The sequence below is a fragment of the uncultured Erythrobacter sp. genome (assembly GCF_947502395.1).
Classification (GTDB): Bacteria; Pseudomonadota; Alphaproteobacteria; order Sphingomonadales; family Sphingomonadaceae; genus Erythrobacter.
On sequence record NZ_CANMZM010000002.1, the window covers coordinates 1 to 16438 of the forward strand.

Consider the following 16438-nt stretch of genomic DNA (forward strand, 5'->3'; position numbering starts at 1 on the left):
GACTTCGTTTCATCCTCGTCTGACTCCTTCGTGCCAGACTCTAACAAAAATCGGTCACATTCCAGAGGAGCGCGTCAGTCCCGTGACGCGTATTTCGCCTTTTGGCCAGTGCAATGTGACGCCAGTAATCTGCTGCGCCTAACTGCCAAGCCGCCCGGCCGAGACCCATGGATTCCATTATGGCTTTGCTCCCAAAAGATTCTCTCGACAAGAACCCGCGCTTCGAGACACACAGCGACTGACATCAAATGCGACGGCAATAATCGCGACACATAGTGCTCACCGCATCTAGATCCTGTTGACAAATTGGATTCACAAGTGCTGTGAGATGTGATTCAAGATAGCTTTTGCGGAGGTTATCTTGGCGCGGTTGCTGATGAGGGATGACGAGTGGGCATTCTTTGAGCCTTTTTTGATGGCGGTGCGGGGTCAGGGCGGTCGCCCGGCGTCCAACCATCGCCGTGTGCTCGATGGCATATTCTGGATTGCTCGCACAGGTGCCGCATGGCGCGATCTGCCTGAAGAGTTTGGCAAGTGGTCGAGCGTCTATCGCCAGTTCCGGCGCTGGACGCTGGCAGGGCTGTGGGAGTTGGTGCTCGATGCCCTCAATGATAGCGGTGCGGTGCCGGACGGCGTGCAGATGATCGACAGCACCGTGATCCGCGCGCACCATCTGGCAGCGGGCGCAAAAGGGGGACTCAAAGACAGGGTTTTGGCCGTTCAAAAGGTGGCTTCACCTCCAAAATACACCTCATTACCCCAAAGATCTCTGGCGCTCACGGCCTCCCTATCCGGGCGGAAGTGACCGGCGGTGAGGTCTCCGACTTCAAGGGCTTCGATGCGCTGGTCGATGATGATCTGGCCGCGGCTCGCATGTTCCTGGCTGATCGAGGCTATGACAGCGATCATATCCGCAAAACGATCACCGAGCGCGGTGGAACAGCCGTGATCCCGGCCAAGGCCAATCGCAAACAGCCGGTGGCGCATGACACCGTCACCTACGCCCTGCGGAATCGGATCGAGCGATGCTTTGCCAAGCTCAAATGCTCACGCCGTCTCGCCACCCGATACGACAAAACATCAGCACGCTATCTCGGCTTCATACATATCGCCGCAACACGCCTCTGGATAAATCAATTTGTCAACAAGGCCTAGACCAGACCTGTGCACTGTATGCATGATTACCCGCAGATTGTGCAGACAGTATCTGATCAAGAAATCTCCGATCTGCCCAGAAACATGGCCTCCGCCGCTTTCGATCGCTGGCACAAAAGCCACTCGCCAATTCAAACGCCAATAACCAATGATTGAGGGCCACAAGTCCATTTCAGATCAAGCAAGGAATCATGAAAATGGCTGCAAAGGTGACGTCCAGAAATTACTAAGAACTCAAAAGAGAGTTTGTTTCCTGCACTCCTGGCGCTTGGAGTTTCAAGGCGTATTTCTGAAGGCTTGACGCTATTGAACTTTAACACCATAGCGAGCACCGCCTGTTGCTGCTCTTTACGACGGCCTGATAGAGGATTCCAATGAACTTTAACGCTGACTTTTTTACCAAGAACTTCAACGAGCTACAATCGCACATCTCCTCGATGTCATCTGGTTATCCTCTAAACTATCAAAGGGTTGATCAGAAAACGGAGCCTGTGATCGATGCATTGCCACACTTTAGAGGGTCCAAGGTTCTTGAAGTTGGGAGCAACTTTGGAATGTATTCACTTCTCATGAGCCCAATTGCCAAGCGAGTTACCGCGCTAGAGTTGGATCAAGACAATATCGAGATTAGCCACAAGTTCCGCCGGTTTTTTGAAGGCAAAGGCTGCAAATTTGAGAATCTGCAATTCTATCAACAGACAGCGAGATCTGTTGTAGATCACGACTATGACGCACTTTTGTTGACTCTTGTTCTTTACCATTTGAACAATGATGAAATCTCAATCTTGTTGAAGGATGCCAAAGAAAAAGCTTCGAAGATAATCATCCAGTGCAGGCCTGCTCGGATGATCAAAGTGAACGACGGATCACTCAAGAGCCACGTCAGCAAAACAAACCTTTACAACGGCTTATGTGATATCGCGTCGAATATCCAGTTTCTCGAGAATATTGGAATGACGAGGATCAAAATCGTGGTGAACGAGAACATGCTCGGCAACGAAGTATTTCCAGTTTTGATCAGCGAGCGCTGACTTGAAACTCTCCGACATCGATTTTACGCGCCTGCGCAACATGACAAGCGACGATCGATGGGGCGCAGACACTCCTCGTGATCGTCACGTTTATTGTGATGACACCTATTGGTATAAGGTTTGGGGCCCGGATTACCTAGCGAAGTCTGGCTGCTTTTACGGAAATCAATACAAGCTCCTTGGTGACATTAAAGAGCCGCATGGTTTCGCAGTTGGCTTTTTTTCTGAGAACATTGCTTCTGCGTTTGTCAGCTATATCTATGACGAAAATGAAAAAGTGAGAGGATACGTTACCCGAGCAGGGACTATGTCCCAAGTCATTCCAAATGACTTTGTGGAAGCCGTGTTTAACGCTTGCGTGAGAAGCGGATGGGTCTTTTCTGACCTAGGTTGGAAGAACGTCATCACGGTAGATGGACGTCCTTCACTAATCGATTTTGACAGCCATTTGGCTTCCTTAGCGCATTTGGATTTGGAGTTCGAAGAGGCTTCAGGTGCTCTGCGCCCTCACGTCGCGCCCCGTTTCCGAAAGCTCTTACGATCATATTTTGACGATCAGTGAGTTGCAGCAACCCAAGTGGCCTGCGAGTCACTTGACCATACCCTCGACCACCTCAAGGCACCTTACCCACGTAGATCGGCGTGGTTGTCCAAGAACCAGCGATAGGTTCCTTCAACTCCCTGATCCAACTCGATCTGGGCGCCCCAACCCATCTTCGATAAGCGCCCAACATCCATCAGTTTTTGCTTCGTTCCATCGGGCTTGCTGGGATCTGTCTTTATCTCTCCCGTGAAGCCCGTCACCTTGGCAACAAGGTGCGCCAACTCCAGGATAGAGACATCCTTGCCGCAGCCAACATTGATGTGGCTGAGCATTTTTTGCGTGTTCGCTTCATAGGTCTCGCGAGGTAGATCAAGCACAAACAAGGACGCTTCCGCCATGTCATCAACATGGAGAAACTCACGTCGAGGACTTCCCGTCCCCCAGATCACAACCTCATCAAAGGAGGCCTCCTTCGCTTCGTGAAACCGTCGGATCAGCGCGGGGAGAACGTGGCTATTCTCAGGATGGAAGTTGTCACCAGGTCCATAGAGGTTTGTCGGCATGACCGAGCGAAAATCCGTGCCGTGCTGGCGATTGTAGCTCTCGCAAAGTTTAATCCCTGCGATCTTCGCTATGGCATAAGGTTCGTTGGTGGGTTCAAGAACGCCCGTGAGCAGGGAGTCCTCGCGCATGGGCTGCGGAATGCCCTTGGGGTAGATGCATGAAGAACCCAGGAAAAGCAGGCGCCTGACACCTGCTTCGAACCCCTGTTGGATGGTGTTCGCCTGCATCATCAGATTGTCGTAGATGAAGTCTGCAGGATAGGTGTTGTTGGCATAAATGCCGCCCACACGCGCTGCTGCCAATATGATCACATCGGGGCGCTCTTCTAGCATGAAGTCAGCAACAGCGGCCTGATTTATGAGATCGAGCTGATTGCGATCCCGCGTGATCAGTTCAATGTCTTCACCCGCCGCATTGCGTGCTTCGAGCTTTCGAAGAATAGCACTTCCCACCATGCCCTTGTGGCCTGCGACAAAGATCTTAGTCATGGCGTGATTAGCTCTCTAGACTGACTGGCAGCTCAAGCCCATGCGACTTCAGCAAGGCATGACGTTTCGCCTCTTTGAGGTCAGCGGCCACCATCTCAGCACACATTTCCTGAGCGGAAATCTCAGGCTCCCAGCCAAGCAGATTGTGCGCCTTTGTGGGATCACCTAGAAGAGTCTCTACCTCGGCTGGCCTGAAATACCGTGGGTCAATCTTCATGATAACGTCGCCAACTTTGAGCGCCGGAGCCTCATCGCCCTCAATCGAAGACACTGTTGCAACCTCTTCGAGGCCTTCCCCGCTGAACTCTAGTGCGATGCCAAGTTCTTTTGCCGACCAATGAATAAACTCACGCACAGAATATTGCTTTCCGGTGGCGATCACGAAGTCGTCAGGTTCGTCCTGTTGCAGCATCATCCACTGCATACGAACATAATCATGGGCATGGCCCCAATCGCGCAATGCGTCGATGTTACCCATGTAGAGGCACTTTTCGAGGCCTAGAGCAATATTCGCAAGACCGCGGGTGATCTTGCGGGTAACAAAGGTTTCGCCACGTCTAGGACTCTCGTGATTAAACAGAATCCCATTGCAGGCATACATGCCGTAGGCTTGCCTATAGTTGACTGTGATCCAGTAGGAATAGAGCTTTGCCACGGCATAGGGCGAGCGAGGATAGAAAGGGGTCGTCTCTTTTTGCGGGACTTCCTGAACAAGACCATAAAGTTCTGATGTGGATGCCTGATAGAAACGGGTCTTTTTTTCAAGGCCCAGAAACCTGATCGCTTCAAGCAGGCGCAGAGTTCCAATTGCATCCACGTCGGCAGTGTACTCGGGCGATTCGAAACTTACCGCGACATGGGATTGAGCCGCCAGATTGTAGACTTCGTGGGGCTCTGTTTCCTTAATGATCCTGGTCAGATTGGATGTATCGGTCAGATCTCCATAGTGGAGCGTCAACTTGGAATTGGGTTCATGGGGATCTTGGTAGATATGATCTATGCGCTGCGTATTAAATGACGAAGCGCGGCGCTTAATACCATGGACCTCGTAGCCCTGCTCCAAAAGAAACTGAGCAAGGTATGAACCATCTTGCCCAGTGATACCTGTAATAAGTGCGCGTTTAGTCATGTATTATCGTGTACCTTCTAGGAAAACTCGACGCGTGCCGTTGTGCCCTACCGATTTGCAAACTGGTTCAGGCTTGGTTCTCCATTTCCCGACCCCGGTCTCAAAGACGAATGTCTCCCAGTTTGATCGCAATTGGTCATTTTGACATGACGGGTTGGCATAGGGGACTATTTCTTCTCGAAACTCACATCGCCATAGCCTTGCCGTAGAATACGTCCACCCCCCTTTTTTATCATTTTTTTGCTCAACTGTTTCTATGCTCTGCAATCAAATCCATCGGAATTGGCCAGTTCTCTTCATCGAGAGCGAATTGACTTACGCACATCCCTCGCTTAGCGCGGCTGCAGATGGTGCGGACGATGCAACACGCATTGCTCGCTAAGAGGGAAGCCGGTGCGCTTTGACGAGCAAATCCGGCGCTGTGCCCGCAACTGTGAGCTGGGAGCCCTGAACTACTTATGTCACTGGCGATGACCTTTGGGTCGAAGCTGGGAAGACAGTTCAGTCGCGTTGATCAGTGAGCCAGGAGACCTGCCATCGCGTCGTTCGTCCGGGGCCGGGTTCAGCCTTGCGGGACAGGAAAGCTCTTTTTCCGAAGTAGCGGCAGTTCGATGGCCATTTTCCTTGGTCGTGCGCGTTTTGGCGTGCGCGATCGGGCCACTGTCTATTGCGCCGCCTGAAGGCAGGAAACCTTGACGCGGAAAAACTCTGGATATCACATTGATAAAACGAAACTTTTATCTTGCAGCCGCGTCAGCTCTCGCGCTGCCATCACCTCCTCTCATGGCTCAGACCACCGATCGGCAGGGCGGCGAAACCACCGAATCTGCTGACATTGTTGTCACCGCCAACCGCACCGCGCGTGCGCTTTCACAAGTCGGCGAGTCAGTCACGGTGATCACCGAGGATCAGATTGTTGAACGCCAGTCCAGTGAAGTAATTGATCTTCTGCGTACCGTCCCAGGCGTCACTTTCAACCGCAATGGCGGCATTGGCACAGCAGCTGGTGTGTCCATCCGCGGCGCGCAGAGCGTTCAAACCGTTGTCCTGATCGACGGAATCAAACTCAATGACCCATCCACCATCGGGGCAGGTTTTGATTTTGGCCCGCTTCTCACCGGCAACATCTCCCGCGTGGAGGTGGTGCGCGGCTCGCAATCGGTGCTCTACGGAAATGAGGCGATCGGAGGGGTGGTCAATCTTCTAACGCGAGAACCAACAGACGAATTAGGGGTCTTCGCAAGAGCTGAATATGGCGGGCGCGACACGGCGGAGCTTGTAGGAAATGTCTCTGGGCGCCTTGGCCCAGTCGCCGCTAGTCTTGGCGGCACCTACTTCACAACGGACGGCATCTCCGCCTTTAACGAGAAGCTCGGCGGCGCTGAAACAGACGGGTTTGAAAGCATCGGCTTCAACGGGAAGATCGATGTGGCGCTTGCCGACAATGTGTCACTCGATCTGCGCGGCTTTTATGCCGATGGGGAGACGGAGATCGATGGTTTCGCTCCTCCTACTTTTGCCTTTGGCGACACCAACGAAGTGTCCAACCGAGAGGACTTTGTGGGCTACGTCGGCCTTAACGGCTCATTCCTCAATGGTCGTTTCCGCAATCGCCTGGGCTTTGCCTACACCGACATCAGCCGGGACAATGTCAATCTTGATACAGATTTCGTCACCTTCGATGGCAATGGTGAGAACCGTCGCTACGAATATCAGGGCGTGTTCGACGCGGCCAAGGACATACAAGCCGTCTTTGGTGCCGAACGCGAGGAATCAGAATTCTCCTCATCGAGCTTTGGCGCGTCACCAACCACAGCGGAGGTCTCGCTCAACTCCTTCTATGGACAAGTCAACGCGCTTCCCTTTGAAGGCCTCTCGCTCACCGGCGGCGTTCGCTATGACGATCATGAGACCTTTGGCAGCGAAGCCACTTTAGCTGGAAGTGGAGCCTTCACACCCAATGGCGGCGATACGGTAATGCGCGCACGCTATGGCGAAGGGTTCAAGGCCCCATCGCTGTTCCAGCAGTTCAGCAATTTCGGCAATCCGAACCTCGATGCCGAAGAATCGCAGAGCTGGGACGTGGGCATTACCCACCGATTCCTAGAAGATCGCGCAGAAGTTGGCGTCACCTACTTCAACCGCGATGGCACTGACGAACTTACCTTTGTGAGTTGCGTCGACAACCCAATCGCTGCATGCAACGATCCGGCGAACCCAAGGCCCTTTGGCACCTATCAGAACACTGACAGCGTCTCCACCGATGGGTGGGAATTTGAGATCGCACTCCAACCAGTCGATGGGTTTGACGTTTCTCTAAACTACTCGATTATCGACGCGTTTGACGACACCACCGGCAATCGGCTTGCGCGTCGGGCTGAGGAAACCGCCAGTCTTGTCGCAGACTACCGCACGAGGAGCGGCTTCAGCGTAGGCGCAACCGTCCTGATCGTGGGTGACAGTTTTGACAACGTTGCCAATACAATTGAAAACGATGGCTATGTGGTGGCCGACCTTCGCGCGAGCTTCGGCATCACGGAGAACCTAGAAGTGTTTGGCCGGATCGAGAATGTGACCGACGAGGACTACGAGACCATATTCCAATTCGGCCAACCAGGCCGCGCTGTCTTTGGTGGCGTGCGTTATCGGATGTGATGCGCTTTGCACCGATCCTTGCAGGCTCGCTAAGCCTTTCACTTCTTGCCTGTTCTTCAATTGAGGAGCAGGAGCCGAGTGTGCCGCAAGGATCGGTCGAGCCTCAGCGGATCATTAGCCTCGATTATTGCGCGGACCAGTACGTGTTGCGCTTTGCGGATCGGGAGGACATCCTCGCGCTCTCCATCGATGCAGACAAGCGCTTCTCTTACCTGCGCGAAGAGGCAAAGGGCCTCCGTAAGGTCCGTCCGCGTGCGGCCGATGTGCTGGCATTGGAGCCTGATCTGATCGTGCGCTCCTATGGTGGCGGTCCAAACGTCACCAGCTTTATGGAGCGAGCCGGGGTTCCGATTGTGCAGATCGGCTTTCCACAAGACATCAATGAGGTGCGCTCAGAGATTGAGCGTATCGGCAAGGCGCTTGGCCAGCCTGGAGAAGCGCGCGGAGTGATCGCCGAGTTTGATCGCCGGCTCGCCGCGCTCACAAAGCCCAGGGGCGGCGAGCCAAATGCGCTCTACATGACACCGGGCGGTGTGACGGCAGGGAGCGGAACGCTCATCCACGAGCTAATGACGGCGGCCGGCTTGTACAATTTTCAGTCTCAGCCCGGGTGGAACCCCATTCCGCTTGAAAGACTCGCCTATGAGCGCCCGGAATTGGTGGTCGCTGCCTTCTTCGAGAGCAAGGCGAATGACCTCAAGAATTGGAGCGCAACTCGCCACCCAATCGCGAAGGCGCAGTTAGAAGAACTGCCCATTGCCTCCCTTGATGGCGCATGGACTTCGTGCGGGGGCTGGTTCCTGATCGAAGCGATTGAGAAAATGTCCAAGGCTGGGAGAGATGCGTCTTGAGCCGACTCTCCCTTTTCTTGGCGCTCGGCCTGATTGCAACGATTGTGCTCTCGCTGCTGCTTGGCTCGGTGCCTTTGCCGCTCGACCGAGTTCTCAGCGCACTGGCATTTCAGGCTAGTGTAGGCGATCAATTGGTCGTCTGGGACATTCGTCTACCGCGCAGCCTCGCCGCTGCATTGGTGGGGGCGGCCCTGGGAATGAGCGGGGCGGCCTTGCAGGGCCTCTTGCGCAATCCATTGGCGGAGCCCGGCATTCTGGGGGTCTCCGCAACCGCGGCGCTGTTTGCCAGTTGCACGCTCTATTTCGGCCTGACTTCCAGCGTGCCCTTCGCGCTCCCCCTGGCTGCTGTTGCAGGGGCGCTTGTTGCAACACTGGTGGTTGCTGCTGCTGCGCTTCGCACCCAATCCGTGGTGACTCTCATCCTGATCGGCGTTGGTCTGTCGAGTTTTTCCGCCGCGCTAATGGCGCTGCTTATGAATTTGGCACCCAATCCCTTCAGCCTCGCTGATATGGTCAATTGGATGTTAGGCACAGTGGCCAATCGCAGCATGGAAGACCTTTTGCTTGCGGCACCCTTCGCTCTCGCTGGAATGATGGTGCTGTTTGTGTCGAGACGCGGGCTTGCTGCCCTCGCTCTCGGTGAGGAAACGGCGGCAGGTCTGGGCCTCGATCTCACCAAGCAGCGGCTTGCGATTATCTTGGGCGCTGGCCTTGCAACCGGCGCAGCAGTCGCCCTCGCCGGAGCCATAGGATTTGTCGGCATTGTCGCGCCGCACCTCGTGCGGCCATTGGTGCGCTATGATGCGTCGCGCTTGCTTGTTCCTTCTGCCCTGCTGGGAGCGCTCCTTCTGGTCCTCGCAGATATCGGGGTCCGGGTTCTCCCTACCGATTTTGAGATGAAACTCGGCGTGGTGGCTTCGCTGATCGGTGCGCCGATCTTCATTTGGATCGCAGCGCGAAGGAGGCTTGCATGAGCTTGTTTGCAGCATCGCGCCTCTCCTATGTTGCATCAGGGAGCGCGCTTGTCGAAGATGCAAGCTTCGCTCTTGAAGCGGGTACGCTGACCGCTTTGATCGGGCCCAATGGCGCTGGTAAGACCACCATGCTGCGTCTCGCTCTGGGGCTTCTCGAAGCCAGTGCGGGCAGTGCGCAAATTCGAGGCCGGAACATTGCAGCAATGAGGCCGATAGAACGGGCACGACTGCTCGCCTATCTTCCTCAGCAACGCCCACTCGTTTGGCCCCAACCCGTGCGCGACATCGTAGCCCTCGGCCGCTTTGCTTACGGCGGAGGACCTTCGCATCTATCGTCAGGGGATGCAGATGCTGTGACAAGGGCGATTGCATCGTGCGACCTAGAGGGTTTCGAGGAAAGGGCCGCCGATACGCTCTCAGGAGGAGAACTCTCGCGAGTTCACTTGGCACGCGCTTTGGCTGCGGAAACTCCGGTTGTGATTGCGGATGAGCCGGTGGCGGCGCTCGATCCGCGCTACGCTCATGAGATCTTGCGGCTGTTCAAATGCGCATCCGGCGAAGGTCGGGCTCTGCTAACGGTGCTCCACGATTTGCCCCTTACAGCACGTTATGCTGACCGGATTATCTGGATGAGCAAAGGGCGGGTTATTGCCGATGGCACCCCGAACGAGACCCTAACACCAGACCGATTGCGGGAAGTTTTCGGGATCGAGGCGTGTATTGATGTCGATGGCACCGGCAGCGTTTCAATCGATATATTGGGGCCATCAGCCGAAGACGGCTAGCTAGAGCTCTTCCTCGGTCTCAAGTTCGCCCGCTTCCAATTGACTAGCCACTCTCAAAACAGCCCGGGCAATTTCACCCGGCACTTCTTCCTGCAGAAAGTGGCCTGCCTCGGTTTCGGTCGTGGGCGCATTAGGGAGGTTCGCCTGCATGGTCGGAAGCGCCGACCCGAGGATCGGATCATTGACGCCCCAGACGATCTCAACTGGGACATCAAGAGTGGCAACATAGGCTTCAATCTCGCGCATTTGGGTGGCGCTGGGATGATCGGGGCCATCGGGAACCATCCGCATTAAGGCAACCGGGGCTTTAGCGTTGCCGCTTTCCTCAACAGGTCGTCCATAAAGCGCTCGCACGTCTTCCGGCATAGATTCTGGATCGCCTTGTGCGCCTGGCAAGCGGTCAAAGATCGAGCCAAATACTTCTAGTGCCATCTCACCCACAACGGGCGTCTTCACCATCGCATGCGCGGAGGAGAGGTCGCGCTTTTCGGTCGGCGCAGTGAAGCCTGTGTTCATGACCACGGCGCCTCGCATTAATCCGGGAGTGCGGGCCATCGCCCCCATACCCACTGGGCCGCCCCAATCTTGCCCAACATAGATCGCCTCGCTGATTTGAAGCTGGGCCAGTGCCGCCGTCATCCATCGCATGTGGTTTTCCAAAGTATGCTGATCCTCTGGGACTTTGCTTGAGAAGCCCAAGCCCACCATTGTCGGCATGATCAGCCGAAATTGGTCCTTAGGCAATTCCTCGGCCACTTTGCGATAGAGGAAGCCAGAGGTCGGATTGCCGTGCTGCATGTAAACCGGCATTCCCTCTCCAACTTCCATGACGTGGATTTTGATCCCGGGCTCAACTTCGACAAAATAGCTTTTGTAATCATCGCCCACGAATGCCTGCGCGTATTCTGGCAATGGAAATGCTTCGAATTCACCGGCCTCAAGTGCAATCACGCCCCCACCTTCAGGTGTGACCAGGCTTCCTGGCCGAGTGATGACGAAAGCAAACACCGCAAACGCAATGATGATAACGCCTAAGCCGATGAGAATCTTCTTGATCATGTATGGTGCTCTTTCCGTTTGACCGACTATGCGGGGTAGAGATTCTGCACCTGCAACTGAGGATTTGTCCAGCAATCATGCGCATGACAAGACCACCGGACCAGGACTGAGAAGATCAACTCCGTTGCCCGAGGACATAAAACCTATTGGGCAAACTTGCGATATTGCAGCGGTGTCGCATTCTCCGACTTTCGGAATGCAGATGTGAAGTGCGATTGGTTGGCAAAGCCAACGGCGGTAGCGATCTCGGCAATCGGCCAGACCGTGTTTCGCAACAATCTCTTGGCCTCGCCCATGCGCTGCGAAGTCACAAATTGGTAGGGAGTCATCCCAAAGGTGAAAGAGAACCGCTTTGAGAATTCCGAAGGACTCATTTTACACAGGTCGGCCATAGTCTCAATCTTGATCGCCCGATCAAGGTGCCGCTCGACATAATCGCTGACCAGCTTCTTTTGGATTGTGTTGAGCGATTGCCGTGCCACGTTGTTATCAGCGTCGACCTTATGACCATCAACTTGGCCCCCAGACCCGCTATGGTTTGCCAAAGCGGTGCTGACCAAGGCTTCGACCTGCCCATCATCAAACGGTTTGACGAGGTAACCATTGGGCCGAACAGCAGAAGCTTTGGCAATCGTCAAATGATCAGCGTGGCTGGTGATGAAGGCAATCGCAACCACATGTTCTTCTCGTAGTTCGGTCGCCAGTGCGATCCCGTCCCGATCTCCGTCAATCTGAATATCGATCAAGACAAGGTCGGGCGCCATTTGCTCCACCAGTGCGACACCATCGCTGAATGTTGTGGCGGAACCTGTCAATTCATGCCCGAGCGAGCTGAGAATCTCAGCAAGGTCACGTGCAATCACACGATCATTCTCAATTACTAAAACCCTTGCCATCGCCACCTTTATCGGCGCTCAACGGAGCAAAGTCCATTAGATCATTTCGAACGAAATCGGTTGCTCGCAAGAATTGAACATTTCGGCCGAAATCTTGAAATACCGAATCAGAAGAAGCCCGTATCTCTCCAATTGTCTCGACAGTCAGTCCCGAGACATAGGAGGAAACAATGGCTTCGGCAGTCGCTTTGCATCAACCACCGCCCAGATCGATGCAATTGCCCGAGATCGTCTTGGGGAAACCGCGATTTGCGAACCAGAGCAGCCCATATGGGGAACCGGACTGGGCGGCGATTAGATCGATTGAAGTGGTGCATATGAGTGACGACCCGTATCATTGGAAGGCATTGCTGGTCCGTTCGCTTCGTGGCGACGGAGAAGCCTTTAGGGAGCTTCTGAGTGACTTTGGTGAAGTCCTTCAGATGTTCTTCGACAGACTCCTGCCGGAAAGTGCAGCATCCCAAGCCGTTGATGAGACATTGCGAAGTGTCTCAGAGAAGCTGGGGACCTGTGACACCCGCCGATCGATCCTTTCCTGGCTGCTCGCCATTGCGATTTTCCGAGTCACCCATGCCCAGCAACGGAGCCTGATCCAGTAACTAGTTTACAAGTTATGCGTGTCCTACCCTCTCCCCCGAACCCTGCGAACCCGACGCAGTGAGACACGCATCTGCGCCCGGCGCCATCGACTAAGTCGAGACGCGCCGGGCGCCTTTTTTTGTTCGCTCAGGCGGCTTTTTTAGCAATTTCGTATGTCCAGATCGTTCCGGAGCTGTTGCTTTCGACTGTGCTGATCGAATCCAGCTGCTCAGCAAGATCCCTGATCAACGTCATGCCGATCCCATTGCTATCGCCAATTGATATGCCTTCGGGCAAGCCCACGCCATTGTCCTTGACTTCGATCTCGATGTTCGTGCCCAAATCCACAAGCGAGAATTCAATGTGTCCTTCATTTTCGTCGAAGGCATGCTTGTATGCATTGGTAACAAGCTCACTGATTAGAAGCCCGAGCGGGGTGACCCGGCCTATATCCATATTGGCCGATTGCACGCTGCGCGAAAGCGTGACCCCCTTTCGACCAAAACTCTCTTCCAGCAGAGTGAGTAGACGCTCAAAAAACTCCTTCACTTCAACCTCGGGCTCATCTTGGCTCGCCTTGCTGTAAATATGGTCATGCAAAATAGCCATCGTCCGGGCGCGACTGGCCGCTTCAAGTTGTCGCTGGTGCGCCTCCTCCGCTGTCACCAGTCGGCGAGCATCCATATTGAACAGGCTTGTGAGAAGCTGGAGATTGTTCTTCGTTCTGTGATGGATCTCGGAAATAAGAGTGTCCTTGGATGCGGCAAGGCTCTTCTGGATTGTAAATGAACGAAAGATAAGGAACGCAACCAGGCCAATCGCCAATGCCAAGGCAAAGCCAAGTGTGGTTTGCAGTCTCGATTGCGAAAGCTGAAGCTCGGAAATCTGTGCTCGATCATTCATCCTTTGGATTCGTTCGTCACGGTCGCGCAACTCGAACAAAAGGCCGCTGTTTGAGATGGCCTCAATTTTCTCATTTTCAAAACGATCATTGCTCAGAGTCAGCGCCGCCTTGAAATATGGGGCAGCAGCTTCAGGGCGCCCCAGCTCGGTCAGCAGCGATCCCATGCTTTCCGCATATTCCAGGGCCCAGAAAGTGTTGCCTGGATTATCAAGCAATCCGGCTGCCCCCTCGGCACCTGGCTCCATTATCTCGCGCGCCCGATTAAGTGCAGACTGGGCATCATCCAATTTCCCATCCTCAAGATACCGCGCCGCTAACCAGTTTAGCGCAGCACCCGCTTCGGCTGGGTCGCGAAATTCAAGGATTTGGGGTACCGCTGTTTCCGCCATCGCAATCGCGTCGCTCCGCCGGTTGATGCCGTAGAGCGCCAATGCATTTTGATAGTTGATGTGTCCTGTCAAACGATTGCCGTTCACTTTGGCATTTTCACCGCGCACTACTTCGAAAGCTTCAACCGCCTCCTCGTACTTTCCCTCATTGGACAACGCGCTAGCTCGATTGACCTTCGCTGCGACACGCCGTTCTGACCCTTCCGGCTCATACTCGTCGTAAATCGCGATGGCTTGCTCATACAAACGGATGGCCTGCAGATTATCTCCGAGGTCGGAGAAAACGTTACCAATATTAGCATAGACTATACCAGTCGACGCGCGGTCGTCATTGGCTTCAAACGCAGCCAAAGCTCTTTGGTACTCATCAACTGCCGCGACGAAGTCACCATCGGCCTTCGCCCTAACGGCTAGTGCGTTGTGAATGAAAGGGATCAGTCCTACGACATCATTCTGACGAGCCAGCTCAAGGGCAACCCGCATTCGGCGCTCCATCTCCTGATGATCGCCTCCGAGGCGAAAAATCCGAATTCCCCGAGCTAATTCATAGTGCGCCCGGGCAAGCGCGTCGTTTGACACCGTCACTCGTGTGCCAAGATCATTGAGTTTCGTGACAGTATCAGGGTCTGGTGAATGCGAATAGTATCGCGAGAAATGGGCTTCCAGAGGAAGGCGTGCAGCGGGATCGAGCGCCGCAATCAGGTCTTCAAATTCAGACTCCGGAATGAATGCAGGCAGAGTTCGGGCATACTCGCGGGCGATGCGGGCCTGCTCTGACACGGGCAGGTTTGGCAGCTGTTCAACGCATGGCCGTCCTGTCTCAATCCTGTCCGGCGTTCTCTTAGGGAGATTCGAGAACACTTGATCGCAGGCATTTGCGCCTTGTGCAGAGGCAGTGGCAGGAAGCGCTCCGGTCAGGAAGAAACCCAAGCAGAATAAACAGGTTAGCAAACCCGCGTTGCATCCGTCACTTCCACTCGACTGCGAGATAAAAAAGCCCTCTTTGTTACGCACGAACTGAGTACTTGTTCTTTGATCTAACGCAAAACTTGTGATTTTGATCCAAGTCGTAAGATGTCTTTTCAGTCAGTTGAGGCCACGGGCGGCGGGTCTGCCAGTTGCCCGGCACCAAGCAAGTCGCCATAAGTCTCAAAGTCGATGTGATGAATGAGAACGAATGTCTGCTACACGTTGGAAAATCTCGAAGTGCTGCGGCCTTTGAAATAGCAATCACAAAGGTGGTGAGCGAATGACCAATCGCAACGTTGGTTGTCTGGGGCGAGATGCAGCGCAAACTTCACTAACCTTGCCAACAACCCATTTAAGTATTTAAAAAAGAAGGTATCATTTTCCGCTAGAAAGACGTCGAGCTACTTTGGCTGCCGCCATGCTACGGCTCGTGATATGGTATGACTCTGGCCCCCACAAACTCAATAGTAGTTGAAACAAAGCATGCTTTTCGAGGCTCGATCCCGGTCAAATCGGTAGAGAGATAGCGATTGTTGCCGTCTGGAAAGACGGTCGCGATCGATTTCCCCTCTTCCCTTTGCAGCGCTGTTTTGATGGCTCCGATCAAGTTGGCACCGCTCGAAATACCTACTCCTACGCCAAGCTCTCGGCACAGCCTTTGCGCCATAAGGATCGCATCACCGTCATGCACTGCGATAACTTCGTCTAAATCTTCGAGATTGATGATGTCAGGAATGAACTCATCGGATATGCCCTGAATGCGGTGAGAGCCAACCTTGTGGCCAGTGCTAAGGGTTGGTGACTCCGCCGGTTCGATCGGGTGCACACCAATAGACAAACCGATTTCTCGCAGGTAGCGGCCGACCCCGGAAACCGTTCCACCGGTTCCTACGCCGGCAACAAAGGCGCCAAGATCGGCTCCGTCGCCCTGAAGCTGGGCAAGCAACTCGGGTGCTGTTCCTTGGAAATGGGCTAGGCAATTGTCCATGTTGAAGAACTGTCGGGGTAGGAAGGCCTCTTCTTCTTGGCCCAATGCTTCTGCGCGTGCGATTGAGCCTAGAAAACCGCCTTCCTCCTTGGAAACCAGTCGAAGCTCAGCGCCAAAACTCTCCAAGAGAGCCTGGCGTTCTTTGCTCATCCAGTCGGGCATGAAAATCGTCACCGGATGCCCTAGGGCGCCTCCGATGGCTGCCAAGGCGATCCCCGCATTCCCGCTGGTTGCCTCGGCTATGCGCTGTCCCGGCGCAAGCTTGCCAGCCTCGGTGGCCCGCTTAAGGATCATCAAGGCCATGCGATCCTTGATGCTGCCCGAGAAATTGAACATCTCTGCCTTGGCGTAGACGGTGATGTCGCGGCCTCTTGCGCGCAGGTCCAATCGAAAAAGCGGGGTGCCTCCCACCATCTTGGCAACACATGGCCAACCGAACGAAGGTTGCGACGAAACTTGATTGAGCATCCAATTATCC

13 protein-coding genes, 1 pseudogene and 1 riboswitch are annotated in these 16438 nt (G+C 54.4%); of the genes and pseudogenes, 8 read left to right on the top strand and 6 right to left on the bottom strand.

The window, feature by feature from the left end:
* Nucleotides 1-415 precede the first annotated feature (415 nt).
* The 3 genes and pseudogenes from Q0778_RS06200 to Q0778_RS06210 all read left to right on the top strand — a co-directional run bounded on the left by Q0778_RS06200 (nt 416) and on the right by Q0778_RS06210 (nt 2748).
* Nucleotides 416-1155: pseudogene (locus Q0778_RS06200) on the top strand (IS5 family transposase).
* A gap of 374 nt (nt 1156-1529) precedes the next feature.
* Nucleotides 1530-2186, top strand: a complete 657-nt coding sequence (locus Q0778_RS06205; RefSeq protein ID WP_298334890.1) for a hypothetical protein — start codon at nt 1530-1532, stop codon at nt 2184-2186.
* Nucleotides 2187-2226: 40 nt separating this feature from the next.
* Nucleotides 2227-2748 carry a hypothetical protein gene (locus Q0778_RS06210; protein WP_298334892.1) on the top strand — a complete coding sequence of 174 codons (522 nt, stop codon included), beginning with the start codon at nt 2227-2229 and terminating at the stop codon, nt 2746-2748.
* 62 nt (nt 2749-2810) lie between these two features.
* On the opposite strand, the gene Q0778_RS06215 is transcribed toward Q0778_RS06210, so the two are convergent.
* Nucleotides 2811-3782 (bottom strand): GDP-L-fucose synthase, encoded by a 972-nt coding sequence (locus Q0778_RS06215; protein WP_298334894.1) that lies wholly within the window; start codon nt 3780-3782, stop codon nt 2811-2813.
* 7 nt (nt 3783-3789) lie between these two features.
* Nucleotides 3790-4911, bottom strand: coding sequence for a GDP-mannose 4,6-dehydratase (gene gmd / locus Q0778_RS06220; RefSeq protein ID WP_298334896.1), 1122 nt, complete (start codon nt 4909-4911; stop codon nt 3790-3792).
* A 331-nt stretch (nt 4912-5242) separates the two neighbouring features.
* Nucleotides 5243-5465: riboswitch (cobalamin riboswitch) on the top strand.
* Nucleotides 5466-5694: 229 nt separating this feature from the next.
* Between gmd and Q0778_RS06225 the strand changes: the two genes are divergently transcribed.
* From Q0778_RS06225 to Q0778_RS06240, 4 genes are read left to right on the top strand one after another with little or no spacing between them, the layout of a single operon-like run.
* Nucleotides 5695-7566, top strand: a complete 1872-nt coding sequence (locus Q0778_RS06225; protein WP_298334897.1) for a TonB-dependent receptor — start codon at nt 5695-5697, stop codon at nt 7564-7566.
* Nucleotides 7566-8417 carry an ABC transporter substrate-binding protein gene (locus tag Q0778_RS06230; protein ID WP_298308749.1) on the top strand — a complete coding sequence of 284 codons (852 nt, stop codon included), beginning with the start codon at nt 7566-7568 and terminating at the stop codon, nt 8415-8417. The genes Q0778_RS06225 and Q0778_RS06230 overlap by 1 nt, the downstream gene beginning before the upstream one ends.
* Nucleotides 8414-9391, top strand: a complete 978-nt coding sequence (locus Q0778_RS06235; RefSeq protein ID WP_298334899.1) for an iron ABC transporter permease — start codon at nt 8414-8416, stop codon at nt 9389-9391. Before Q0778_RS06230 ends, Q0778_RS06235 begins: the two co-directional genes overlap by 4 nt.
* Nucleotides 9388-10176 (top strand): ABC transporter ATP-binding protein, encoded by a 789-nt coding sequence (locus Q0778_RS06240; RefSeq protein WP_298334901.1) that lies wholly within the window; start codon nt 9388-9390, stop codon nt 10174-10176. Before Q0778_RS06235 ends, Q0778_RS06240 begins: the two co-directional genes overlap by 4 nt.
* Here the strand turns inward: Q0778_RS06240 and Q0778_RS06245 are convergent, their stop codons facing one another.
* Nucleotides 10177-11235, bottom strand: coding sequence for an alpha/beta fold hydrolase (locus Q0778_RS06245; RefSeq protein ID WP_298334903.1), 1059 nt, complete (start codon nt 11233-11235; stop codon nt 10177-10179).
* 143 nt (nt 11236-11378) lie between these two features.
* On the bottom strand, nt 11379-12131 hold the full coding sequence (locus Q0778_RS06250; protein ID WP_298308738.1) for a response regulator transcription factor: 753 nt from the start codon (nt 12129-12131) through the stop codon (nt 11379-11381).
* A gap of 170 nt (nt 12132-12301) precedes the next feature.
* On the opposite strand from Q0778_RS06250, the gene Q0778_RS06255 reads away from it, so the two are divergent.
* A complete protein-coding gene (locus Q0778_RS06255) occupies nt 12302-12730 on the top strand; it encodes a hypothetical protein (RefSeq protein ID WP_298308735.1) in 429 nt (142 codons plus the stop codon).
* A gap of 127 nt (nt 12731-12857) precedes the next feature.
* On the opposite strand, the gene Q0778_RS06260 is transcribed toward Q0778_RS06255, so the two are convergent.
* Entirely contained in the window at nt 12858-14933 is a 2076-nt protein-coding gene (locus Q0778_RS06260) for a tetratricopeptide repeat protein (RefSeq protein WP_298334905.1), read from the bottom strand.
* Nucleotides 14934-15393: 460 nt separating this feature from the next.
* Nucleotides 15394-16428, bottom strand: a complete 1035-nt coding sequence (locus Q0778_RS06265) for a cysteine synthase family protein (protein ID WP_366519522.1) — start codon at nt 16426-16428, stop codon at nt 15394-15396.
* Between the last annotated feature and the right edge of the window lie 10 nt (nt 16429-16438).

What these genes read in the sequence shown, in the direction of transcription:
- Q0778_RS06205 (WP_298334890.1), top strand. Translation starts at nt 1,530, where the DNA reads ATGAACTTTAACGCTGACTTTTTTACCAAGAACTTCAACGAGCTACAA.
- Q0778_RS06210 (WP_298334892.1), top strand. Translation starts at nt 2,227, where the DNA reads ATGACAAGCGACGATCGATGGGGCGCAGACACTCCTCGTGATCGTCAC.
- Q0778_RS06215 (WP_298334894.1), bottom strand. Translation starts at nt 3,782, where the DNA reads ATGACTAAGATCTTTGTCGCAGGCCACAAGGGCATGGTGGGAAGTGCT.
- gmd (WP_298334896.1), bottom strand. Translation starts at nt 4,911, where the DNA reads ATGACTAAACGCGCACTTATTACAGGTATCACTGGGCAAGATGGTTCA.
- Q0778_RS06225 (WP_298334897.1), top strand. Translation starts at nt 5,695, where the DNA reads ATGGCTCAGACCACCGATCGGCAGGGCGGCGAAACCACCGAATCTGCT.
- Q0778_RS06230 (WP_298308749.1), top strand. Translation starts at nt 7,566, where the DNA reads ATGCGCTTTGCACCGATCCTTGCAGGCTCGCTAAGCCTTTCACTTCTT.
- Q0778_RS06240 (WP_298334901.1), top strand. Translation starts at nt 9,388, where the DNA reads ATGAGCTTGTTTGCAGCATCGCGCCTCTCCTATGTTGCATCAGGGAGC.
- Q0778_RS06245 (WP_298334903.1), bottom strand. Translation starts at nt 11,235, where the DNA reads ATGATCAAGAAGATTCTCATCGGCTTAGGCGTTATCATCATTGCGTTT.
- Q0778_RS06250 (WP_298308738.1), bottom strand. Translation starts at nt 12,131, where the DNA reads ATGGCAAGGGTTTTAGTAATTGAGAATGATCGTGTGATTGCACGTGAC.
- Q0778_RS06255 (WP_298308735.1), top strand. Translation starts at nt 12,302, where the DNA reads ATGGCTTCGGCAGTCGCTTTGCATCAACCACCGCCCAGATCGATGCAA.
- Q0778_RS06265 (WP_366519522.1), bottom strand. Translation starts at nt 16,428, where the DNA reads ATGCTCAATCAAGTTTCGTCGCAACCTTCGTTCGGTTGGCCATGTGTT.